Here is a 22,848-nt window from a genome sequence, read left to right on the forward strand (position 1 = left end):
AAGTGTACCAGAGTCACCGCACTCAGCGGCATGCCGTTTTATAGTCGTTTCTCAAGTAGAGTGCGGCTCAGAATCACTAACCGGATAAGGAGATTGGTGTAAGAAGGCACGGATGTCTGAAAGGGGCATCGGTCGAGCAAAATAAAAACCCTGGAAATACGTGCTGTAGTGGGCATTGAGGTACGCATACTGCTCTGCCGTTTCCACGCCTTCGATTAATACCTCAAGGCCAAGCTTGGCTGCCATGGTTACCACGCCGTCTACAATCGCCGCATCCCGAGAGTCATTGACCACGTCTCGTACAAATGAGCGGTCAATCTTAAGCTTGTTAATCGGTAAACGCTTGAGATAGCTAAGGCTTGAAAAACCGGTACCGAAATCATCCAGCGCAATATGCACGCCCAGCGAGCGCAGATCCTGAAGTGTTTGTATGGCATGCTCCGTACTATCCATTAGCACGCCTTCGGTAAGCTCCAGCTCCAATAGTTCGGGAGCTAGACCGCTCGACTCGAGTACCCTCTGAATAGACGCCAGAAAACCTGAGCGCTGAAACTGCATGGGCGAAATATTACCCGCCATTGTAACGGGCATATTTGCGCTCGCATTAAGCCTGACAGCATCACAACACGCCCTCTCCAACACCCACTCACTGATCGGCATAATCTGCCCGGTGTCTTCTGCCAAACTAATAAACTGGCCAGGAGGAATGTTGCCACGCTCAGGGTGATACCAGCGAATCAGTGCTTCCACACCAGAGACTCGGCCAGTGGGGCCATGTATTTGCGGTTGGTAATGCAACTCAAATTGCGACTGTTCTATAGCTTGTTGCAACGCATGACGTAAATTTACCCGCTCGGAAACTTTGCGATTGAGTTCATCGGTATACCACTGATAGGTATTACGCCCTTGCCGCTTGGCTTTATACATCGCCAGATCTGCTCGCTGTAGAAGCTGGCGCGGCTCACTGATCGTTCCATCATTAGTGGCAATGCCCATGCTGGCAGTAATACGCAGCTCACTGTCTCGATACCAGTAGGGCGCAGAGAGACAAGCGAGAAGTCGCTCAACCACCTGCAGAACATCTTTTTCCTGTGCCAAGTCAGGCAGTAAAACGATAAATTCGTCGCCCCCAAAACGCGCCACGGTATCCCAAGGACGCAGCTCTTTTTCAAGCCGCTTAGCGACCTCAATTAAAATATGGTCGCCCACGTCATGCCCTAGCATGTCGTTGATCGGTTTAAAGTCATCTAGGTCGACAAATAGCACGGCGATGTAGCGGTGATAACGCTTGGCCAGTAGGCACCCTTTCGCCAATCGCTGATCAAGTAAAAGCCGATTAGGTAACCCCGTTAATGCATCATGGCTGGCATTATGCCGAAGTTGTGCCTGGTATTCGCGCTGGGCCGTGATGTCATTTTGAACACCAACAAAGTGCGTTACAGCACCGGTTGCATCACGCACAGGGGAGATATACAGATCATTCCAAAACGGCATCCCATTGCGGCGATGATTGCGTATAACGACATGGACTTCTTGCTGACTGTAGATCCCTTTGCGCAACTTCTTCAGGGTCGCTGGGTCTGTCTCTTCCCCCTGAAGAAAACGGCAGTTTTGGCCGAGTGCCGTATCGCGAGAATACCCAGTAATGCGCTCGAAAGCCGCGTTCACATAGACAATGGGTAAATCATGCTGTTGAGCATCTACTATGACGACGCCGTTAGTGCTTGATTCAACGCTACGCTCAAGCAGCGTGAGCTGTCGCTCGGTCGCTTTGCGCTCAGTGATGTCTTGGGTTGAGCCCTGTACCTGAATAACCTCCCCCAACTCGTCACGTAAGGCTTTGCCGATCACTCTTACCCAACGCCGGACATCTTGCCGAGTGATAATCTCCAGTTCTTCATCAAAACTAATCCCTTGTTCGCAGCAGGCTTCAAACACCTGACGGATACGTGGCCGAGAGCTCGGCGTATAAAAGTCAATCGCTTCTTCAATGGTGGGCTGAAATCCATCAGGAACACCATGCAGGCGACACACCTCGTTCGACCAAATGGGCATCCTTTCGGACATATCAACGTACCAGCCGCCAATCAGCGCGGTCTCGCCGGCAATTTGGAAGAGTCTCTGATTACGAAGGAGCTGTTTCTCGACGGCTTTTCGTCGCGAAATATCACGGGCGATCACGTAAATGACGTGCTCTCCCACTGCGGCGGTGACTTCCAGCCACACCATTTCTCCTTCTGCCGTTAGTGCTCGAACGTCAAACGGAGTTACTTTCTTTTGTGATTGGAGACGCGCCAACGCCTCCTCAATAACCGGGATATCGCGTGGGTCCACCACTTTGCCACATGATTTACCTATCCACTCACTCGCGGAATAGCCCAGCAACGTTTCGAACATCGGATTAACGTTAAGTAAGATGCCCGCAAAATCAATGCAAAAGAATAAATCTTGCGATAACAAAAAAAACTGATTTAGCTTGCCTTGAGATTGAACAAAGGGCATGGCATCACCTAAACGTGTGGATTGCCTTACAGCACTGACCATAATTTCGGCCGGTTATTTTTACTGTGTAGCTGGGTGCTTTATGATGAGACTTATCATAGTTCGTCGCGACCTGTCAGCGGCAAAGGGAGAATCACGTGTCATCCATCACTAAATTGCGCATTGCTACGCGTAAAAGCCAGCTTGCTATGTGGCAAGCCGAACACGTCCGCGACCGCTTGATGGCGGCACATAGCGGCCTTGAAGTCGAGCTTATTGCGCTCTCCACCAAAGGAGATAAAATTCTTGATACGCCGCTTTCCAAGATTGGTGGTAAAGGACTCTTTGTGAAAGAGCTAGAGGACGCCATGCTCGATGGGCGTGCGGATATCGCCGTGCATTCAATGAAAGATGTTCCCATGCACTTTCCTGAAGGGCTCGGACTTTCTGTCATTTTGGAAGGTGCCGATCCAACAGATGCGTTTGTTTCCAACCACTATAACAGCATAGAAGAGCTACCGGAGGGTGCGCGAATCGGCACCGCCAGTCTGCGCCGTGGCTTGCAAATGCGCGAAGCCCGTCCTGACCTGCAGATTCTTAATCTACGCGGAAACGTGCAGACTCGCCTAGCTAAATTAGATGCGGGCGAATTTGATGCCATTATTCTCGCCACCTCTGGTTTGAAGCGCTTAGGTCTCGATGAGCGCATTGCCCAAGCACTGCCGCCTGAAATATGCCTTCCCGCTTGCGGCCAAGGGGCACTAGGCATTGAGTGTCGTCTCCATGATCCAGAGTTAATTGGAATATTAGCCCCACTGGATGACCCCGACACCGCTACCCGTGTGCGTGCCGAACGCGCCATGAACACGCGTTTGGAAGGCGGCTGCCAAGTGCCTATCGCGGGGCACGCGGTGCTGGATAAAGCCAATGAGACCATTTGGCTGCGGGGATTAGTGGGCAACCCAGAGGGCACTGAGGTACTGCGTGCAGAAGGCAGTGGCTCTATTCATGAGCCCGAAGCCCTGGGTATCCGAATCGCCGAAGAGCTGTTGGATCAAGGGGCAGGCGATATTTTAGCCGAGGTGTATGGCCGCAACGTATGAGTCAACCGGTACTGATCTGCCGCCCTGGTGAACGGGGAACAGCCTTAGCAGACTCGCTGCGTGCTCAGGGAGCCTCTGTTGAGCAACTTGACGTTATGCGCTTAGAGTCGTTGCCCGAGGATCACGTTCAGCGCAGTATTTGGTTAGATATTGATCAGTACCATAAAATAGTGGTGGTCAGCCCCTTTGCCGCTTACTGTTTAAGCGAAGCGCTTGATCGCTATTGGCCCCAACTGCCGGTGGGCATTAACTACTATAGTGTGGGCCGTGCAACGGCAAGCGTACTATTTGAACAGCTGGGTGTGCGTGTCCATATTCCTTCGCCTGACCACGGAGAAGACACGAGCGAGGCGCTGTTGTCACTTGCCTCACTCAAAACGCTTACGCATCAGCGTGTCTTGCTAGTGGCTGGTGAGGGTGGTCGCTCATTATTAGCAGAGACACTAAGCGCTCGCGGGGCCAATGTTACCCGCACCGCGGTGTATCGACGTGTATATCAAGCGCCAACGCCGGCCATGCAGCAACGTCTATTATCAGGCGATTATCGAGCGTTAATCGCTACCAGCGGCGAACTGCTTCAACATCTGGCAAGATGGTGTGAACAAGCAGCGTTGAACCAACCGCTAATCGTTTCCAGTCACCGTTTAGCTAAACTGGCCGGTAAACTGGGTTTTCGTGACCTCAAGGTGGCGTCGGGAGCAACGCCAGCTGCACTGGCAGCAGCGTTGGGGCGGTCCTGCAACCCAAAGGGTGCCGATGTCGATCAAGGAACTTAATAAGGGCTAGCGACAGATGAGCAAACAACCAAACGATCAGGAAGGCGTACACAACGCGTCTGCCGATGAATCTCAATACGACGCCAAACCAAGCGACACTGCCGCGTCAGACTCGTCGAGCAGCGAAACATCAACGGCAGGGAATACGGCAGCGTCTTCTTACGCTGCTAAAAACAGCCGCTCGCGTCGCCGCAATAAAGGGGGCAATAACGCAGCTAATGCCAGCACCGTGTCGGCGAACACCAATAATGGCCAAGCTTCGACCAAACCAAGCGCTGACCCCCAACAGGCAACTGATACGAAGTCTTCAGCAGAACCTAAGTCTTCAACAGACGTTAAATCGTCAGCAGGAACCAAGCAGACGGCCAGCACTAAACCAACAAGCAGTAGCGCATCTGGAAATGCTGCGCACGTTCCCCCTTCTTCCACGAATAGCTCCACGAACAGTGGCAGTGGTGGTGGCAAAGGCAGTGGGATTGCCATTGCGCTGGTGATTATCCTGGCACTCGCCGTCGCGTTTGCCGCTTGGCAGGGCTGGCAGCGCTTGGATAATCAGCAGCAGCGTATAGACGAGCTCGCCCAGCAGGCGCAAAGCAGTGCCTCACAGCAAGCGGTTAGCGACCTAGCATCGCGTATTGAGAACAGCGAAGCCGAGCGCAACCAAGCGCTGGACAGCACGATGAGCGAACTGCGTAGCGAGCTGGATAGCTACCGCGGAGAGGTCAACAGCACACTAGACAACGTGCTAGCACAGCTCTCTCAAGAGCAAGAGACCGACGAGCGTGACTGGCTGCATGCTGAAGCCGCTTACCTGTTACGGCTAGCCAACCAGCGCCTGCAGTTGGAAGGTGACGTTGAAGGTGCTGCCGCCCTGCTGCGCACTGCCGACGCTCGCTTGGTCGATGCCGACAATCCGGCATTAACGCCAGTACGCCGTGAAATTGCGAATGAACTTGCCGCCCTGGACGCCGTACCGCAGGTTGATCGCACCGGTATTTATCTCGCGTTGAACGCTCAGCAAGAGCGTATCGCTGCCCTACGCCTGTCACAAGAGATAGAAGAGCGCGCCGTTACCTCTAGCATTGAGCAGCCGCCCACTGGCACTTTCCAACGTCAGTTGGCCCGCTTTGGTGAAGAGTTAAAAGATCTTGTGGTGATTCGTCAGCACGACGAAGCGTTAGAAACACTGATTACACCAGAGCAAGAGTCCTACTTGCGTCAAAGCCTGCGCCTGATTCTTGAACAGTCTCAGTTGGCACTGCTGAAAGAAGAGCAAGCGCTTTTTGAGGCAAGCATCGATAAGTCACTAGCGCTGCTCAACGGCTAATACGACACCGAACGTGAAGAGACCCAAAGCGTTATTGCTCGCCTGCAAGAACTGAAGCAAACCCAGGTGCAACCTGAGCTACCGGACATTAGCGCTTCGCAACAGGCGCTAGCGGGGTTTATTGAAAACCGCTTTGAGTCGCGTCGCCAAGGTGGAGGTGATGCATGAGAAAACTAATTCTCTTAATTGTTGCCGGCTTGGCGGGCGGCGCATTGTTCGGGCATCTGATGATGTCGGTGCCTGGCTATTGGTTAATACGCGTTGGTGACACCTCGGTACAAACGTCATTCTGGTTCGGCTTGGTGCTACTGCTGGGTGCTTTCATCATCTTGCACTTTGCATTGCGCCTGCTCAGCGGCATTATTCGTCCGGTGGGGCGTTTTCGCACCTGGAATAGCCGTGCCCGCAATCGTCGTGCAATGAAACGTACCGTGCGCGGTTTGGTTGCCTTAACCGAAGGCCGCTGGAAAAAAGCCGAGAAAACGCTGGTGCGAGCGGCTGACGATTCCAGCACACCACTTGTAAACTACCTTTCTGCGGCACTGGCGGCGCATTACCAAGGCCACCATGAGCAGTCTCAAGAGCATTTAAACCAGGCTCAGCTCACTACCGAAGGGGCTGATACGGCCATTGGTCTGATGCAGGCTCAACTGATGGTTGATCGTCAGCAACCTGAAGAAGCACTGGCCATTTTGAATCGCTTGGATAAGAAGCTGCCCAACCACCCGCAAGTGCTCAAGCTTCTTAAGCAAGTGCACCTAAGCGTTAACGATTGGGAAGGCTTACGCCAGTTAATACCGCGTTTGTCTGCGCAAAAGCTGATTACACAGCAAGAGCGTGAGCAGTTGGAATTCAAAGCGTACCGTGAATTGATTGTTTTTGAGGCCAAAAACCCCACGAATATCGAGCGGGTGCGCGGGCTATGGGCCGATATGCCGGACTATCTACGCGGCAATACAGAGCTAATCGTGCTCTATACCGAGGCACTTTTACAGGCCAACGAAGAGCCTATCGCCGAGCGCTTGCTTAACCACTCGCTTGACAGCCACTGGGATGCGCGTTTGGTGAAACGCTACGGCCTGCTTAACGTAGATGCCTCACGCCAATTAGCAAAAGCGGAGAAATGGCTGCAAGAGCGCCCCAACGACCCTGAACTATTGCTTGCCTGCGGCCGCCTTTCGCTGCGTACTGGCAAGTGGGAAAAAGCGCTGGAGTACTTTGAAGCCAGTCAACGTCAACGCCCCAACGGTGAAGTATGCGCCGAGCTTGCTCGCCTCTATGCAAGCCTTGGCGAACACAACAAAAGCCAGCTCTACTACCGCCACAGTGTGGATATGCTCGCTAAGTCACTGCCCTCGCTTCCACAACCAAGCGACGCCAATGACAGCAAGCAAAGTGAGCCCAAAAAAGCCGTGAAGAACAGCGCTTAACGTCGTCAGAAAGCCGTCAATCAAAAAGGGTGCCCAATGGGCACCCTTTTTCTTTACCTATTAACGCGTTATTTAACCAAACCTGACGTCATTTCAGCCGCGTCCTCAGCGGTTAATTCAGACGTGCAATGGCCGCAGCGCACTGCTTTAATAGGCACCACCATAAAGCAGTATGGGCAAGGCTTTTCAGTGGGGTCAGCAGGCGCACCCGCCTCTTCCCGTTTCATTCGGTTAATCGTGCGAACCAGTAAAAACACCACAAACGCGACAATCGCAAAGCTCACCACCGCATTAATAAATAACCCAACGTTAAGCGTTACTGCCCCTGCCGCCTGAGCGTCAGCAAGCGTGGCATAAGGCCCCCCAATACCTCCTTCTCTTAGCACGACAAAGAGGTTCGAAAAATCAATCCCACCCACCATCAGCCCAATCAATGGGTTCATAACATCGGCGACCAGACTTTTCACAATCAGCGTGAATGCACCACCAATAATGATGCCGACGGCCATATCAACTACGTTTCCCTTCACCGCAAACTCGCGGAATTCCTTAAAAAATTTAGACATTTGCCGATATCCCCAACGTTTTCAAACCAGAACTCGGATATAGAACCGAGCAATTTGCGCTGATTAAGCAGCAAACGCTCTTCCAACATCAAGTGGTTTTAAGGGAGATTAAGATACATCGTAGTCGTTATTGCTATCGGCAGGCAGACTCCCTTAAGTCATAAAGAATCTCCCTGAGCGCGATTCTCGACGTCAAACTCTCGCTCCCAGTCCGCCGCTGAATTTATCAGCAGCATTGTGATTGGCATAAACAGAGAATCTGTCCCAGTTTGGGTAGGGTAGCCCAATCTGGTCGATCTCCCAGAAGGTGGCTTATACTGCCGATACACGGCGGAGACGATGCGGGACCTATTCTGGCAATGTGTCAGTTGCAATGTAGCGAGAGGAGTAGCCGTATGTGCACGCGAGTGGTTTGGCCAAACGCCAACGGGTCGGTCATTGTTGGCCGTAACATGGACTTTCACAAAGACCTGATGACAAATCTGTGGACGCAGCCGAAAGGCATCACACGCGACGACGGGGTGCAGGGAAAGCTGACATGGACATCGAAGTACGGGAGCGTCGTTGCGACCGCCTTCGACATGATCTCGGTCGATGGCCTGAATGAAGCCGGCCTGGCGGGTCACGTGCTGTGGTTGGCGGAGTCGGACTACGGCCCCCAGGACGACAGCCGCACTCAGTTGAGTCAGGCCATCTGGATGCAGTACTTCCTCGACAACTACGCCACCGTAGCAGAAGCCGTCGAATGGATTGAAAAATCTGGCGTTCAAGTGGTGCAGATGATAGATCCTACAGGCGGGACGCCGCCAGCGATTCACTTGGCTCTCGATGACGCCACGGGCGATTCGTGCATCATCGAGTACAGTGATGGGAAGCCCAAGGTCTACCCCAGCCGCGAGTACTGTGTGATGACGAACTCACCCACGTACGACCAGCAACTTGAACTGGTCAAGACCATCAGTGGACTTGGCGGCGACCAACCGATCCCTGGGTCGACCCTCGCGAGCGACCGATTCGCCCGTGCGGCGTATTACGTGAGTCGCTTGGACCAGCCGCAAACGCAGCTACAGGCCATCGCGGCCATGTTTAGCGTCATCCGTAACGCCGCACAGCCGTTCCGGATCCCGGATCCCGGCAAGCCCGATGCGTCCCAGACCCTTTGGCAAACTGTCAGCGACCTGACCAACAAGCGCTACGTCTTTGAGTCGACCACCCGCCCCAACATCGTCTGGGTCGACCTGAGCGACCTAGACCTCACCGAGGGCGCCCCCCAGCTGAAGCTCAACCTCGTGAACGAACTGACTGTCGAGCACGGAATCGCCGGCGAAGTCAGCGGCAAGTTCGTCGACAGTGGGATGCTGAACTTCCTCACTCTCGAACTCGAAAGGCAATTGGTTGCAGCTGCGGAGAAGGTCAAACAGTAGTCCATCGAGGCCGCACACTTTAAAGACACGCCCCCGATAAAGCGTTGGTCTACTGTGCAATCTCGTTCCGCCTGCCTTCTCACTCTGAAGCGGATCCGTTGAAACCCGCGATCCGCATTCAAAGACAGTAAATTCGAGCGTTAGCAGGTTTCGACAGCAGCTCAAAGCTCCGAAGCTATAGAATGGGAGCTATAGAATGGTGCATTAGTGATGGAACCCTGAGGCGTCTTCTTCTGCAAGGGGCACCTGTTTGGGATGAGCCGAAATATGCGCCAATGCCGCTTTCATGTCATCGATCAGTAGCGCGCATAAATCCCCGCTGACACCGTTGCGCACAAGAATGCGCTGAATCGCCTGATCCTCGCAATTAGAGGGCAGTGTGTAAGCCGGCCCCTGCCAGCCACGCACCCGCAAACGGTCGGCAAGATCAAAAAGCGTGAAGCCTGGATCACTGCCGTCCTTCAGCTTCCATGACACCGCTGGGATGCCGCGGCTGCGTTCCCCGTCGAAAACGATCTCGAACGGACCCAATGCGGCGATCTCGGCGGCGAGGAACGCCGCGCTGTCATAACAGGCCCCGTGCACCTTTTCGTAGCCCTCGCGGCCGAGCCGGACAAAGTTGTAGTATTGGCAAACAATCTGCCCGCCAGGCCGCGAGAAATTAAGGGCAATGTCCTTCATGTTGCCGCCCAGATAATTGACCCAAAAGATCATTTCCTCAGGCAGATCGCTTTCCTGGCGCCACAGTACCCATCCAACACCGAGTGGCGCGAGGCCGAACTTGTGGCCTGACGCGTTGATCGAGCGCACCCGCGGAAGGCGAAAGTCCCATTCCAGTTCCGTTGCGCAGAATGGTGCTAAAAATCCTCCGCTGGCACCGTCCACATGAATTGGGATATCAAGACCGGTATCGCGCTCCAACTGATCGAGCGCGTCGCTGACGGCTTTTACAGGCTCATACTCACCGGTAAAGGTCACACCGAGGGTCGGAACCACGCCGATCGTGTTCTCGTCGCAGTATTTCAGAGCTTCCTCGGGGGTCATCAGCAACCGCCCCTGCTCCATAGGAATCTCGCGATGCTCGATATCCCAGTAGCGGGTGAATTTGTGCCAGCAGACCTGCACAGGACCCGTCACGAGATTAGGCTTATCGGTTGGCTTGCCATCCGCGCGGCGTTTGGCCTCCCAGCGGCGTTTCATGGCCAGCCCACCCAGCATAGCGGCCTCGCTCGAGCCTGTCGTCGAACAGCCCGTTGCCGGCCCTTCGGGCGCGTTCCAGAGATCAGCCAGCATGTGGACGCAACGTGCCTCAATCTCAGCAGTCTGCGGATATTCATCCTTGTCGATCATGTTCTTGTCGATGCATGCATCCATCAGCTCGTGCACTTCTGGTTCTTCCCAGGTCTGGCAGAAGGTTGCGAGGTTCTGGCGTGCATTACCGTCCAGCATCAATTCGTCGCGCACGGCAGCGCAGACCCAGCGCGGCGATTGCTCATCGTCGGGGAACCCGGATTTGGGTAGCGGCTTCGCCAACGTGCTAGATCCGTAGATTTCATCATCCATGCTGTGAGAACGATTTGTCATTGCTTATCTCCAATCTGTGGTAGAGGCCACGCTCCGGAACCGCCCGGCGCAGGCTGGGTCATGCAGCTTTTGCCTTTTCCAGGGTGTCGGCTTAATTGCCCGACAGGTGATAGAGTTCGCCAAGTGCAATAATGCAGGGAGCGCCAGCCTCTGCTCCCTGGCACGTCAAGACAAGATCTGCGCGATGTAGCCGCCGACAAGGGCAAGCACGGTCGTTATGGCGTAGGATACTGGGTAAGGCACCGCAGCCACCTGACTTTTAGACTGTTCAAGCACTGCATTCAGGCTCGGCGTCGAATTACGCCCGCCCGCGCATGCGCCCGCGTTAATCACAGAGTTCAGTTTGAAGAATTTGTCAGCAACGAAAAAGGCCACGACTACCGGTAGAAGGGCCGCTGTGGTACCTATCAGAGCGAGCCAAATGACAGTGTCCCCGCCTAGCGCCGAAATTATTTTCGGCCCGGTATTCGCACCCAGCACAGCGACGAACACATTAAGGCCGATATCCTGCAGAAAACTGCGCGCACCTTCAGATACCGGCCCGCCGAATTGCGGGTTACGGCTGCGCAAATATGCAACCATGATACCGGCAAGCAGGCAGCCGGCCGAGGTACCAAGTGCGAAGGGAATGCCCGCAATCGTGACACTCAGCGTCCCTGCAATGAAGCCGACCACCATGGCGATCGCCATATACATGACTTCGGTCGTCGCCAGAGTCTGTTCAGTAATGACTTTGCTGCCCAGGGCTTTGCCCGCCCGCTCGATACAACTGTCCGGCCCGGTCAATCGCACTACGTCACCTACGCGGATATCGGTTTGCGGCCCGATTGGAATCTCTTGTCCCGCCCGGAAAACCGCAATCAGCCTAAGACCGTAGGCGAGCGAAGACTTCGCAAGCTCCTCAACGGTCTTGCCTGCGATCTCGGAAGACGATACCGCGATATCTGCAGACTCGATGGTTATATCGCGAGCAACCGGATCGTCGACCTCCGGGCCGACCTCGTTGCCGTGCAGGATCATGTCATGCACATCTGCGCGCACAGTCACGATGTCGCCTTTACGAATTGTCGGGTTATCGAGCGCATCGATAGCCTCACCGTCGCGCTCCACACGCAGGATAGGCGCCTGCGGATGGGCCTCGAAAAGTTCATTGACGCTCTTTCCGATTAGGTTCTCGTTCTCAACCTTGTAGGCGCGGATGTCGAACGGCATGTAGCCGAGCAAGAACGCATGCGGTGTGCCCGGAAGAGGATGGGTGCCGGAACCAGCAAAGGCGTCTTCGGCCTTTTTAGCATCTGAGACAGGGTCGTGCCCAAACATCGCGGGCAGGTAGCGCATAAGCAGGATGATTCCGATGCTCGACAGGATGTAGCTAACGGCATAGCCCGCCGCCATGTTGGCCCCAATCTCATCGGCGGTCATGCCCGGCGGCACCGCTGCCGAGCCGCTTTGCACGGCAGATTCCGCGACCCCAAGGACGGCGGTGATGGTGTAGCTGCCCGAGATCAGACCCGCTGCGAAGCCGGATTCTAGCCCGACGAGATGTGCGCCACCGACGCAAATCACCCAGTTCAACGCCCAGATGATCACCCCACAGACAATCGCCGCTAAGCCACCGGATTTTAGACCTGCAAAGAATTTTGGCCCGACCCCGAGCCCCAGCGCATACATGAAGAGCGACAGGAAGATGGTCGCAACAATACCTGGGATCGCATAAGTCATGCTAAAAGCGATTTGCGCAGTCATCGAGATTACGACGGCGACAAGCAGCGTGCTGGCGGTTGAACCAAGAGAAATGGGGCCGAGTTTGAGTCGCCCGAGTGGGTACCCAATGGCAAGCGCGAGCAGAATAAACACCCATTGCTGCGCGTCGAGGAAAGCAAAGGCACCTTCGATACCACGTTCCGTCACCGGCTCGATGAACTCGAAGACACTACCGATAGCCCGCTCGCTCACCTGCTCGAAAGATCGCAGGGTTCCGCCCTCTGCTGTTCCCCCATCTTGCGCATGCGTGGTAGTACTTACAGAGGCGAAAAGTGCAGCGGCTGGAAGCGCCCAAAATCTGGCGCTTATCAAGGCAATTGGCAAAGAAGAAACGTTGAGCATGCAGTTCCCCCGTTCTTAAAAAACTCGCCAAAGGGGCCCGATTCTGCCGCCGGACACGGCCTCGACAAAATCGGGGCTCAATAAATACCCGTGGCTACGGCCTCCTCTGGGAGCTCAGCGCAGAAAGCGTCCGCAGGCCTGCAGTGTCTGCTCGTTGCGATCAAGGCTGACCGTGAGTGGGAACGTCCACCCCACCATGCTGTCCTGGCAAGGCTCCGAGGCAAGCGTGACCTTCACTTCGTGACCCGAGGATTCAGCATGGTAGCCTGCCTGGTCGGCCAACACCTCGACATCCTCGAAAACGTGGCGATTGGCGCCATGGTCAAGTGTCAGGAACATTACTCCTTCTTCCTCTATGACTTCGACGTGCCAGCCCGGCTCGTTACCCACGGCCCTGAAATCAACCCCGTCGAGCATCGCCTGGGTCCAAGGAGAAACGCTGTCGCGCAGCGAGCATTCGACACTGTCATCATCGGCAATGGTCAAGCGGGCCTGATCGGTACCTCGGGTCCAAAACTCAATTTCACCGTCGTCATATCGAGCCCCTGATGCAGCGGGCACCAAAGGCAGCTCGGCTTTGCCCCAGGGCAAGGACAGGGTGGCTTGATCGCCCATCTCAAAGTTTGCGTCCACAGCAATATCACCGCACTGGAAAGAGTGCCATTCGACGGCCAACGTTTCTGAGCCCATGCCCTGTGCACTGGAATCGACGCCGATCAGTCTTATCTCCGATACGTTGGTCTGATTCGATGAAACCGGCACCTCAGCTGCAAATCGCGGAGTAGCATCGGGCAAGTATAGGGTCAACTGCAGCAGATATTGATTATCGGAGCTCATCAGGTCTTGATCGATGCGCAAGTCAAAAGGATAAGGCGGCGCCCCCACATCTTCCATTCGCTCGACAACCAAGCGGTCACCGCTAACCTCATCAACCAGTGCGATCTCGAGAACCGAGTCGGGCGGCATCATAATCCGCTCCATGTAATGCGCCTCACCAGAGATCTCGACCTCCGTTGTCGGTTCCGGCTCAGGTTCCCCGCTACAGGCGGCCAGGAATACAACTGTTGTTACCCACAAAAGCTGCTTCATCTCATGCACTCCAATGCTTGTTAATGGTGCAGCTAGGCACAGTGTGCCCGCATTTATATCAACACTTTAGTCCAGAGTGCTGATCCACACGTCGTTCCCAACATCACAATTGGGCTGGCACATCGCGGTTGGTGAGACGGCCAGTCGCGAAGGCGAGGCCGGTCGCAGCAGCGAAAGTATCAGCAAAGGCTTGCTCACGGAGCAAACGGACGTCGTTTAGCCCGATTTTAGACTGACTGACCTCAGCCAGCGTCGCGAGACCATTTTCGTAAAGTCCTAGGGCCGTCTCATAGGTTTCTTGCCCAGCTTCGAGCAGTGGGCCGGAGGCCGTGTAGGCCGCTAAGCTGCTGTGCAGCAAACTGTAGGCTTCTACAATTTCCTGTGCGGCCAAATTGCGGATCTCAAGGAGATCTTGTTTAGCCGCCTCGGCCTGCATACGCGCTTGCCGCTCCTGGGTCTGGCGCAGCCCCCCATCGAAAAGGGGCATGGTAAACACAACGCCAGCTATAGCCTCATCAAGTGTTCTATTCATCGAGGCACTTCCGCCGAAGCGACTATCGCGGAGGCTAACGCCGCCGATTGCCCTTCCAACTTCTGCCACTGCCGCGATCTTGGGTCTCGATGCTGCAGCCACCAGATCCACTTCCGACCGGGCGGCTCGCCCCCGAGCCAAAGCAGCCTGAATATCAGGCCGCTGGGCCAGCGAGGTTTCGATCAGTTCGTCAAGCGGCATAGGTACCTCTTCCGGCAACTGCCTATCAGAGAGCTCCGCTACCCGCATTGTGGTTGCTGGCGATAAGCCCATGGCGTGCATCAGCGCCATCCGAATTTTTTCTTCTCGACTTTCGGCCAGCGTCAGATCGAACTGGGCTCGGGCCTCGATCTGTCGTGCCTGAGCGACTTCTGCCCGAATCGCCAAGCCTTCTCGAAGTCTGCCTTCAGCAACTCTGCGTAGGGTTTTGGCATCCTCCACCCGTTCTTGGTCGATGCGTGTTTCCGCGCGTGCTGCGGAATACTGAAAGTAGGCCTCGCTGACTTCGAAGATGACCCTTTGGTGGACGCCGTGGAAAGCGATATTGCCGCCGATAGCAGCCTGTTCTGCAATTTCCAGAGCGGCGTCTCGCGCACCAAAATCGAACAGCAGCCACTCTACGGCAAGATGGGGTATTACTTGGTATCCGGTCGCTGTCAATCGCCCTGTTCCGATTCCGAGTTCCGGAATTGCCTGTTCGGGACGTGACACGGTTTCATAACCCGCTAGCACATTGGCTGACAACTGTGGCAAGTAGGAAGCTTCAACGACATTCACTGCGAGTGCGGCTTCACGGGCGCGCAGCCAAGCAGCACGGGTCGCCGGCTTGGTGCGCTGCGCGATGTCGATCAACTCCGGTAGAGTGTAAATCCGCTCCGGATCGATAGCGACCGACGGTTCAGTCGGAAGCTGCTGACCGATGAAGGTAGAGGCCTGGTCTTCTGCCAACGACAGATCGGCAGGTAGAGAAAAATCCATGGCGCCGGTTGCCGTTTGCGACGAACCCAGGGGTGTCGAGGCGTCGGGCGAGGTCGGGTGGATCGTCTGTTGCGCGCAGCCCACTAACCCAGCACAAAGCGTGACAAGTGCGATTCGATGAAGCTCAACTCTCATTCACTTTCCCTTCCCCTGTCAGTATCCCGACCAGAACTCGTGCGCGGTCGTATATGGCGTCACTGGTACCGTTGGCTGTATAGGAACCAGCCGGTTGGTGCTCAGTTGATGTCTCTAGAGCAGCGGCAAGGAGGCCTGCATTCTTCCCACTCATGAGCGGCAGCAGCCGCGCTAGCTGCTCGGTGGCAGCGAGTCGCTTGGCGCCGGCTGTTTGCCGGTCAGTAGCAGACCCAAGCCACTCGAACGTCATGACCTCCTCGGCGTGGCGCGCAGCACCAATATGGCGGTACATATCATCAAGACGATCCTCGCCGCGTAGCACCTCGGTCATTACCGCGAGCGCGGCGTCAGTCTCGCTATCGCGGATATCGTTCGCACTCTCCGGCCAGATCAAGGAGAACACGAGCCCCATGATGCCGATGCCCACGAGAATGCCGAGCACTCGATAGCCCGCGTCTGAGAGATCATAGTTCGGTCCGAATTCCAGCGGTGATCCTGGCAGCACGCAGATGAAAAAGGCGAGTGCCATTTGAAAGCCTGCATACTGCACGCGGTACGACCCTGTCGCTACCCAGCCAGCGATCAGGCTGCCCGTGGCGATAAGCAGGAAAAGGTGTCCAGGGTCATTAAGGTGCGGCATCACGAAGATAACGGCGAACGCCCCCATCGCCGCCCCTATCAGACAGCCAATGACCCGCAGGGTACTTTTGTGGAAGGTTTCGCCAGAGGTGCCGAGTGCGACGACGAAACAAGTGACCATCGCCGTATGGATCTCGAACAGACCGATGCTGGTGTACAAGGCATAGGTCAGAAAGACAGCAAGCAGCACCTTGAGCGCAAACTGGGTGTAAGCAGGATTCTCAAAAGCATCCGGTTTCAGAAACGAGCTTTCGGCCTCGGATCTCGCGGGGGTAGTTACGCTAGCGGCGTTGCGGGCGGCAACAAAGGCACGGGCAGCATCGGCGACCGGGCCAGTACCCGCGGGCAGGGGCGGCGCCGAACCCCCCGCCATCCGGCGCAGCAAGGGCGCCATGTCGGGTTCGGGTCGACCTGCTGCTGTAGCCGCCTGTGCTGTAGCGAGCAAATCGAAGCTCGCCGCGAGCTCCGCTACGAGCCGGTCGTGCTCCTCTTTCGATGCCAGAGCAAGCAGACGCGCCATACCAGCATGCTTTTCGGCCGCCTCATTGCCTTCCTGTAGCAACCGGTCGGTTGGAGCAGGATCACCACCTTCAGCAAGGCGCGCAGACTCGCGCAGTCGATCACGCACCCGCTCGCGCACTAGGCGCAGGGGGCTGCGGCCGAAAAACACGTTGAGGGCGACTAGCAGTACCATCGGCACAAAGACCACCATCCACACCCAGGCCAGGCCACGCAGCACCAATTCCGGCATGGAGATGTAATCGTAGAACGTCAGGATAAACACGATGATGAAACCCAGCAGACCGGCGGGGTCACCCAGCTTGCTAGCCCGTGCCAGCCACATGAAGCCAAAGGTAACCGCTCCCATCATCGCCAGCCGCAGTGCAGGCGCATCGGCGACGAACATCATGAGGAGGATACTTAAAGCGATGAGGACTGTCGCCGCAAGGATCAGGCCGACGCCAATCCCAATGTTCTCGCCCGCATTGTCTCGGTACATCAGGAAGATCAGATAACACGAGAGCAGCGCCAGAGGCACCTGCAGGGCCATTGCAACACCCGCCGTCAGTCCGCATAGCAACGCAATGTGCAGCGTCATCTCCAAACGCCCGTCATAGGGGCGCAGGTCGTCGATAATTATCTGCAACATACCGTTCGACGAAGTGTCGGCGTGGCTACTCATGCTCTTCAGCCGAGTGGATGGTGACGGAGGCGGAGGCACCAACGCGCATTAACTCTTCGGGTGGCTCCTCAAGGCGGATGGTGACCGGAAACCGCTGCGCGACCCGTACCCAGTCGACTGAACTGTCGATGACCGGCAGGCCGAGAATACTGATGCTATCAGTGGTTCTGACCCCATAGCCGAGGCTCTGGACACGACCGCTCAGGCGCTGCGTTGGGGCCGACATTACGAAGACATCGACCGGCGCGCCGACGCGGATGCGCGGTAATTCGGTTTCACGAAACAGAGCCGTGACCACCCAGTCTTCGGTGTCGATGAGCGAGAACAGCGAAACACCGGTCACCACATACGTGCCGACACCGAGATCAAGCCCAGTGATACGGCCCGAAATTGGTGCGCGCACTTCAGTCCTGCGCAGTTCGCGTTCGGCCAGTGCCAGGCTGGTGCGTGCCAGATCCACTTGAGCCTGAGGGGCATCGAGCGTCCCGATCATGGTTTGCGCTGCCAACTGCTGGCTCAATGACTCATCAAGCGAGATTAAAGCATCCCCGTGAACCGTGCGCGCGGTATCAACTTGCTGGGCGGTCACCATGCCTCGCGGCAGCAGGTTCTCCAGTCGCTGCAGCGACTGACGAGTGAGATCAACGTGATTGCGGGCACGATCGATCTGGCGACTGGCAATCTCAGCATTGGTCTGTTGAACGGAGAGTAAGCGACCACCGGTCTCGAGTTCGGCTTCGGCAGTGCGTAGCATTGCGCGCGCCTGTTCCACTCGCAGCTCGTAAGGTTCTGGATCAATGCGAAACAGTAGATCTCCAGCTTCTACGAAAACATTGTCCTCAATGAAAACCTCAGTTACATGCCCCGGCACGTTGGTCGATACTGGTGCAATCGTGGCGCTCACCTCGGCATGGTCTGTACGCAGGGTAGTTGTGCGCTGCATAGCCACAAAGATGATAGCAACAATGGCACTAGCGATCAGCGCGAAGCCGATCAGGCGCGCGAGGAGTATTCGCATTCTGGGCCCGCGTGGTGCGGGTGTATCATTCTCGTTACCCGTGTCGTTCTGGTTGCTCATATCGTTCTGGTTGCTCATAGCGCCAGCACTCCAGTCCAAAACGCCCATATCATGATGCCGCTGAAGATTGCCGCACAGAGATAGGTCAGCGGCGGCATCGGCAGATGCTCGTGCAGCCCTATGCGGATAAACAGTAGCCGCAGGACGACTGTACAGATCACTCCGAGCAGGGCCGCCATTAGCCAGACAGGAAAGAACGAACCGTACAAGGAAAGTGTCGGCGAGTGGGCATTCATTGAGCACCCAGCAAGCATCATTGGCAGCAGCAGGATCGCCGACCAAAAATGAAGGGGGTGGCCTACTCTACCGGCTAAAATCATGCGTTCACTTCTCCTTTAGATGCTTGATATGCCTGGACATAGACGCGGGCGATAGATCGAACCGAACGTCCGATGGCGTCGTAGGACTCGTCATCTAGATTGGCGAAAGACACTCGCGCCAACTCAGTAATTCCCGGCAAGCGTGAGAAAAATTGCCGATTCCGTACGCTCGCGGAGCATTTCCAAAATCCATTCCCACATGGCCATATTGCATACTCCCTTTTATTATTCTGCAAATAACGGCGGGTTCCGATCGACCTCACCAGCTATAGCGGGTATTTGTTGCGTTCTTATTTCAGCGTATTGCGTGCAACCTTATCGGGCAATATAAAGTTTTATTAGGCGCTGCTACCACATGTAACCATACGTGGCTGTCAACTCTTGAAATTCTACAGACGGGCCTAGTTAGTTAATGTTTACTTACTTGTGTTGCAAAACAAAGCCGCGCAAATACGTTTGCATATTAATTAGCCATTACCGCGTCTAGTGCGGCGCGATACCCTTGTACGCCCAGTCCGGCAATCACGCCGTCAGCACGAAGTGAAACATAGGAGTGGTGCCGAAAGGTTTCACGCTTATGAACATTAGATAGATGCACTTCAATCACTTTGCCATCAAACGCATTCAACGCATCAAGTATCGCAATGGATGTGTGGGTATAGGCCGCCGGATTAATAATAATCGCTTGGGTACCATCAAGACGTGCTGCGTGAATAGCGTCGATCAGCTCACCTTCGTGATTACTTTGCTGACAGGTAATATCCCCCCCTGCCATCACCGCTTTCTCCCGTAGAAGGTTATTCACATCTTCTAAGGTGTCTTAGCCGTATATCTCGGGCTGGCGGCTACCCAGCAGGTTGAGATTAGGGCCATGTAAAACCAAGACTTTTCCCTGACTCATAACGTTCTCCTGAACGGTTAGGCCTAACTTAAACCGCTAAAATAGCGGCATGGCCCCGTTCTATCACCTTCCTCCCAACACTGCCAGCGCCTGAGCAGTGTGGGTAACTGACACCAATGCTAATCGATACTTAAAAGAGTGTACTGGTATCGTGCAAAGCTTCATTTCTTGTCTGTTTAATCGCCATAACTATGTCCTAGAAAAGCACCTAAACACTCCCGTGAAGCGATTACACTAATATAAAATCACCACCAAAGGCCTCGACATGACGCTCCCTCTTTATTTGGGCCTACCTATGTGGGCTAACCAGGATTGGCTTGGTACTCTCTACCCACGGCATGCCAAGACAGACCTGTTAAGCGATTATGCAGCGGTCTTTTCAAGCGTTGAGGGCAACACGACGTTTTATAGCGGCGCACCAAAGCCGGAAACGGTGGCCGCGTGGGCGCGCCAAACACCGCCCCATTTTCGTTTCTGCTTTAAACTGCCCGCCACGGTTACCCATGACCAGCGTTTAACCCAGCCAGAAAATGCCTGGGCATTTCTAGATGCACTCTCGCCCCTGCATGATCGTCTTGGTCCCACCATGGTTCAGTTACCACGCGATTTTGGCCCTTCAGAGCTGCCCCAGCTAGAAACACTCCTTGCGCAATGGCCTGCTCACTTGCCTTGCACAGTGGAGGTACGTCACCCCGCTTTTTTCCTCAAAGGAGACGCAGAACAAGCCCTTAACCGCTTGTTAATAACTTATTCAGCTAACCGCGTGATGCTCGATGTTCGTCCGCTGTTTTCACCCCCTGCCACTGACTATCCTGGCTTAGCGCATGCTCAGCAAGAAAAGCCGAAACTCCCACTACACGTGCTTTCCACAGCGAATTATCCGGTCATTCGCTTCATTGGCCATATTGACAAAACAATTAATACAGGCTATTTCACGCCCTGGATTGACCGCCTCAGCCTGTGGATAAGTCAGGGGAAAACCCCTTTCTTATTTGTGCATACTGCCGATAATCGAGCGTCACCAGAAATGGCGCGCTACTTGTACCATGAAGTTCAACGCCGCATCAGTTTGCCAGCACTTTCGTCGTTCGCCGGTGAGAAGCAGAGCCAACTGTTTTGACCGATCTTTTTAGGCTAACTGACTGGCAACCCCTACCATGATCGGATAAATTGCGCGTACTTTCGGGAAATAACGCTGGAACCTCTCTATTTTCCGAAAATCGGCACATTAGGCTAATAACGCCTTATTACAATTAACGAAACAGGTGATTTCATGGCAAAACTTGCACATGCACAGTGGTCATCGCGCATGGGATTTGTGCTGGCGGCCGCTGGTTCAGCCGTTGGCCTTGGCAACATTTGGCGCTTTTCTTACATGGTGGGCGACAGCGGTGGTGCCGCTTTCGTACTCGTCTACCTTGCTTGCGTAGCGTTGGTGGGCCTGCCCATTTTGGTGGCTGAATGGATGATTGGTCGTCGTGGCCAGAAAAATCCAATTAACACCATGGCGGACCTAGCAGCCGATCATGGTAAATCCAAGGCGTGGGCATTAATCGGGGTGAGCGGCGTATTAGCGGCGTTCCTGATTCTGTCTTTTTACAGCGTCATTGGGGGCTGGTCGCTGAACTACACCCTCAGTTCAGTCATTGGTACGTTTAACGGCCAAGATGCTGATGCGATTAGTGGCCTTTTTGGCGGCATGCTGGCTAGCCCGATTACCCTGCTGCTTTGGCATACTGCCTTTATGGTCCTCGTCATTGGTATCGTCGCACGTGGCGTAACCAAGGGCCTTGAGAGCGCAGCACGGTTGCTGATGCCTGCTCTGGTTGTATTAATGCTAATACTGGTGGGCTACGGCGTGGCCAGCGGCTATTTTGGCGAAGCACTAGCGTTTATGTTCCGCCCTGATTGGAGTGCCCTGAACGGTGGCGTCGTTCTAGCTGCCATGGGCCAAGCCTTCTTCACCTTATCACTGGGTATGGGCATCATGATGGCTTACGGCTCTTACCTAGGCGAAGACGTTAACCTCATCAGCACGGCACGCACGGTGATCATTCTTGATACGGTGATTGCACTGCTGGCGGGACTGGCGATCTTCCCCATTGTGTTTGCTAATGGTCTCAGTGCTGGAGAAGGTCCAGGCTTGATCTTTGTCACGTTGCCATTGGCTTTCGGTAATATGGCAGGCGGTACTATTCTGGGCTTGATGTTTTTCTTGCTGCTGACCTTTGCTGCCTTAACGTCAGCGATTTCACTGTTGGAACCGACGGTAGAAATGCTTGAAGAGCGCACTGCAATGTCTCGCGTTACCGCCACGTTAGCAAGCGGGATTGGCGTATGGTTGCTTGGCGTTGCCGCATTGTTGTCGTTTAACGTGTGGTCTGAGGTGCTCTTCTTCGGCCTTAATATTTTCGATCTACTCGATACGTTTACCAGCAAGATCTTCCTGCCATTAACAGGCCTAGGGGCAATTGTATTTGTCGCGTGGTGCTTGAAGCGTGACAGTGTAGAGGCCGAGCTGGGGCTTTCGTCCACTGGCGTTAGCGTATGGAACGTCATCGCGCGCTTTGTAGCGCCCGCGGGCGTTATCGCTGTGTTCGTCACAGGGCTACTTTAAGTTTAAGCCCTCGCTGGCAACCAGCACTGTTGGCTAAGATGCCGCCCTGTGAATGAACGGGGCGGACTTACTCAACCGCCCTACTATCTTAAAGTGCACTCTTTAGTGCACTTTTTTAATGCAATTCACTCTCTTGCTGCTCGTCATCGTCTGGCAAGGGGGCGATATCCCGTGATAATTTCTGAAACTCCCGATGCAGCTCAATTCCCCGACGCGCCCTTAGGCTGCGCTGGGCGGCACTGCGTCGACGCTGAACATGCTCATCCACTTCCATACTCATAAAAATGTCGAGCAGTTCGCTTTTTACCGAGGTGATTCGTTCGATGTTTCTCATAATCGACGTTCCTCCAGGTGAATATGCCTACGTCCACCTGCATCCGTGACGACTGTTTTTTAAATGATGCAGTGCGGCACTTCACTTCTTACTATAACCTACTTGACAAAATGATGACGAATCCTGGTGAAATGTCTTAACGACATTTAAACGCATGCGTAAATCGCATTTATACTGTTTTTGCATCGCGCGCTCTGCAATGTACGCTGCAGAGCGCGCTCAGGCATACTGTAGTGAGCATGTCT

16 protein-coding genes and 2 pseudogenes are annotated in these 22,848 nt (G+C 54.8%); 7 read left to right on the forward strand and 11 right to left on the reverse strand.

Annotated features, from left to right (window positions below):
• Positions 1 to 51 precede the first annotated feature (51 nt).
• Entirely contained in the window at positions 52 to 2,502 is a 2,451-nt protein-coding gene (locus REH51_RS08520; protein ID WP_498937576.1) for a sensor domain-containing protein, read from the reverse strand.
• A 137-nt stretch (positions 2,503 to 2,639) separates the two neighbouring features.
• Here REH51_RS08520 and hemC point away from each other — a divergent pair, with 137 nt between their 5' ends.
• From hemC to REH51_RS08540, 4 genes and pseudogenes are all read left to right on the forward strand, one after another.
• The gene (gene hemC, locus REH51_RS08525; protein WP_009723242.1) at positions 2,640 to 3,584 is read left to right on the forward strand and encodes a hydroxymethylbilane synthase; all 945 of its coding nucleotides are present in this window, start codon (positions 2,640 to 2,642) and stop codon (positions 3,582 to 3,584) included.
• Positions 3,581 to 4,360 (forward strand): uroporphyrinogen-III synthase, encoded by a 780-nt coding sequence (locus REH51_RS08530; RefSeq protein ID WP_009723243.1) that lies wholly within the window; start codon positions 3,581 to 3,583, stop codon positions 4,358 to 4,360. Before hemC ends, REH51_RS08530 begins: the two co-directional genes overlap by 4 nt.
• Positions 4,361 to 4,376: 16 nt before the next feature.
• A pseudogene (locus tag REH51_RS08535) lies at positions 4,377 to 5,855 on the forward strand (uroporphyrinogen-III C-methyltransferase).
• Complete coding sequence (locus REH51_RS08540; RefSeq protein WP_498937578.1) at positions 5,852 to 7,117, forward strand: heme biosynthesis HemY N-terminal domain-containing protein; 1,266 nt, start codon at positions 5,852 to 5,854, stop codon at positions 7,115 to 7,117. The pseudogene REH51_RS08535 and the gene REH51_RS08540 overlap by 4 nt, the downstream one beginning before the upstream one ends.
• Before the next feature lie 68 nt (positions 7,118 to 7,185).
• Here the strand turns inward: REH51_RS08540 and mscL are convergent, their stop codons facing one another.
• The gene (gene mscL, locus REH51_RS08545; protein WP_498937580.1) at positions 7,186 to 7,683 is read right to left on the reverse strand and encodes a large conductance mechanosensitive channel protein MscL; all 498 of its coding nucleotides are present in this window, start codon (positions 7,681 to 7,683) and stop codon (positions 7,186 to 7,188) included.
• 395 nt (positions 7,684 to 8,078) lie between these two features.
• Here mscL and REH51_RS08550 point away from each other — a divergent pair, with 395 nt between their 5' ends.
• A complete protein-coding gene (locus tag REH51_RS08550; RefSeq protein ID WP_498937582.1) occupies positions 8,079 to 9,107 on the forward strand; it encodes a linear amide C-N hydrolase in 1,029 nt (342 codons plus the stop codon).
• 204 nt (positions 9,108 to 9,311) lie between these two features.
• Here the strand turns inward: REH51_RS08550 and gad are convergent, their stop codons facing one another.
• From gad to aroQ, 8 genes and pseudogenes are all read right to left on the reverse strand, one after another.
• Positions 9,312 to 10,691 carry a glutamate decarboxylase gene (gad, locus tag REH51_RS08555; RefSeq protein WP_498937584.1) on the reverse strand — a complete coding sequence of 460 codons (1,380 nt, stop codon included), beginning with the start codon at positions 10,689 to 10,691 and terminating at the stop codon, positions 9,312 to 9,314.
• Between the two features lie 165 nt (positions 10,692 to 10,856).
• A complete protein-coding gene (locus tag REH51_RS08560; protein ID WP_234667967.1) occupies positions 10,857 to 12,797 on the reverse strand; it encodes an aspartate:alanine exchanger family transporter in 1,941 nt (646 codons plus the stop codon).
• A 114-nt stretch (positions 12,798 to 12,911) separates the two neighbouring features.
• Positions 12,912 to 13,886: an MliC family protein gene (locus tag REH51_RS08565; RefSeq protein ID WP_009723251.1), complete on the reverse strand. Its 975-nt coding sequence runs from the start codon at positions 13,884 to 13,886 to the stop codon at positions 12,912 to 12,914.
• A 103-nt stretch (positions 13,887 to 13,989) separates the two neighbouring features.
• Positions 13,990 to 15,531, reverse strand: coding sequence for a TolC family protein (locus REH51_RS08570; protein WP_498937586.1), 1,542 nt, complete (start codon positions 15,529 to 15,531; stop codon positions 13,990 to 13,992).
• Positions 15,521 to 17,353 carry an FUSC family protein gene (locus REH51_RS08575; protein WP_498937588.1) on the reverse strand — a complete coding sequence of 611 codons (1,833 nt, stop codon included), beginning with the start codon at positions 17,351 to 17,353 and terminating at the stop codon, positions 15,521 to 15,523. The genes REH51_RS08570 and REH51_RS08575 overlap by 11 nt, the downstream gene beginning before the upstream one ends.
• On the reverse strand, positions 17,346 to 18,449 hold the full coding sequence (locus REH51_RS08580; RefSeq protein WP_009723254.1) for an HlyD family secretion protein: 1,104 nt from the start codon (positions 18,447 to 18,449) through the stop codon (positions 17,346 to 17,348). Before REH51_RS08580 ends, REH51_RS08575 begins: the two co-directional genes overlap by 8 nt.
• On the reverse strand, positions 18,446 to 18,751 hold the full coding sequence (locus REH51_RS08585) for a YtcA family lipoprotein (RefSeq protein WP_009723255.1): 306 nt from the start codon (positions 18,749 to 18,751) through the stop codon (positions 18,446 to 18,448). The genes REH51_RS08580 and REH51_RS08585 overlap by 4 nt, the downstream gene beginning before the upstream one ends.
• 463 nt (positions 18,752 to 19,214) lie before the next feature.
• Positions 19,215 to 19,652: pseudogene (gene aroQ, locus REH51_RS08590) on the reverse strand (type II 3-dehydroquinate dehydratase).
• A gap of 265 nt (positions 19,653 to 19,917) precedes the next feature.
• Between aroQ and REH51_RS08595 the strand changes: the two are divergent.
• Positions 19,918 to 20,772, forward strand: coding sequence for a DUF72 domain-containing protein (locus REH51_RS08595; protein ID WP_498937590.1), 855 nt, complete (start codon positions 19,918 to 19,920; stop codon positions 20,770 to 20,772).
• A gap of 153 nt (positions 20,773 to 20,925) precedes the next feature.
• Positions 20,926 to 22,269: a sodium-dependent transporter gene (locus REH51_RS08600; RefSeq protein ID WP_498937592.1), complete on the forward strand. Its 1,344-nt coding sequence runs from the start codon at positions 20,926 to 20,928 to the stop codon at positions 22,267 to 22,269.
• A 115-nt stretch (positions 22,270 to 22,384) separates the two neighbouring features.
• On the opposite strand, the gene REH51_RS08605 is transcribed toward REH51_RS08600, so the two are convergent.
• Complete coding sequence (locus REH51_RS08605) at positions 22,385 to 22,603, reverse strand: PA3496 family putative envelope integrity protein (RefSeq protein WP_009723259.1); 219 nt, start codon at positions 22,601 to 22,603, stop codon at positions 22,385 to 22,387.
• Positions 22,604 to 22,848: the final 245 nt, after the last annotated feature.

Source organism: Halomonas bluephagenesis, assembly GCF_054790765.1.

Excerpts from the sequence above, each read along its gene's own strand:
- REH51_RS08520 (WP_498937576.1), bottom strand. The coding sequence starts at position 2,502 with ATGCCCTTTGTTCAATCTCAAGGCAAGCTAAATCAGTTTTTTTTGTTA.
- REH51_RS08530 (WP_009723243.1), top strand. The coding sequence starts at position 3,581 with ATGAGTCAACCGGTACTGATCTGCCGCCCTGGTGAACGGGGAACAGCC.
- REH51_RS08540 (WP_498937578.1), top strand. The coding sequence starts at position 5,852 with ATGAGAAAACTAATTCTCTTAATTGTTGCCGGCTTGGCGGGCGGCGCA.
- mscL (WP_498937580.1), bottom strand. The coding sequence starts at position 7,683 with ATGTCTAAATTTTTTAAGGAATTCCGCGAGTTTGCGGTGAAGGGAAAC.
- REH51_RS08550 (WP_498937582.1), top strand. The coding sequence starts at position 8,079 with ATGTGCACGCGAGTGGTTTGGCCAAACGCCAACGGGTCGGTCATTGTT.
- gad (WP_498937584.1), bottom strand. The coding sequence starts at position 10,691 with ATGACAAATCGTTCTCACAGCATGGATGATGAAATCTACGGATCTAGC.
- REH51_RS08560 (WP_234667967.1), bottom strand. The coding sequence starts at position 12,797 with ATGCTCAACGTTTCTTCTTTGCCAATTGCCTTGATAAGCGCCAGATTT.
- REH51_RS08565 (WP_009723251.1), bottom strand. The coding sequence starts at position 13,886 with ATGAAGCAGCTTTTGTGGGTAACAACAGTTGTATTCCTGGCCGCCTGT.
- REH51_RS08570 (WP_498937586.1), bottom strand. The coding sequence starts at position 15,531 with ATGAGAGTTGAGCTTCATCGAATCGCACTTGTCACGCTTTGTGCTGGG.
- REH51_RS08575 (WP_498937588.1), bottom strand. The coding sequence starts at position 17,353 with ATGAGTAGCCACGCCGACACTTCGTCGAACGGTATGTTGCAGATAATT.
- REH51_RS08580 (WP_009723254.1), bottom strand. The coding sequence starts at position 18,449 with ATGAGCAACCAGAACGATATGAGCAACCAGAACGACACGGGTAACGAG.
- REH51_RS08585 (WP_009723255.1), bottom strand. The coding sequence starts at position 18,751 with ATGATTTTAGCCGGTAGAGTAGGCCACCCCCTTCATTTTTGGTCGGCG.
- REH51_RS08595 (WP_498937590.1), top strand. The coding sequence starts at position 19,918 with ATGACGCTCCCTCTTTATTTGGGCCTACCTATGTGGGCTAACCAGGAT.
- REH51_RS08600 (WP_498937592.1), top strand. The coding sequence starts at position 20,926 with ATGGCAAAACTTGCACATGCACAGTGGTCATCGCGCATGGGATTTGTG.
- REH51_RS08605 (WP_009723259.1), bottom strand. The coding sequence starts at position 22,603 with ATGAGAAACATCGAACGAATCACCTCGGTAAAAAGCGAACTGCTCGAC.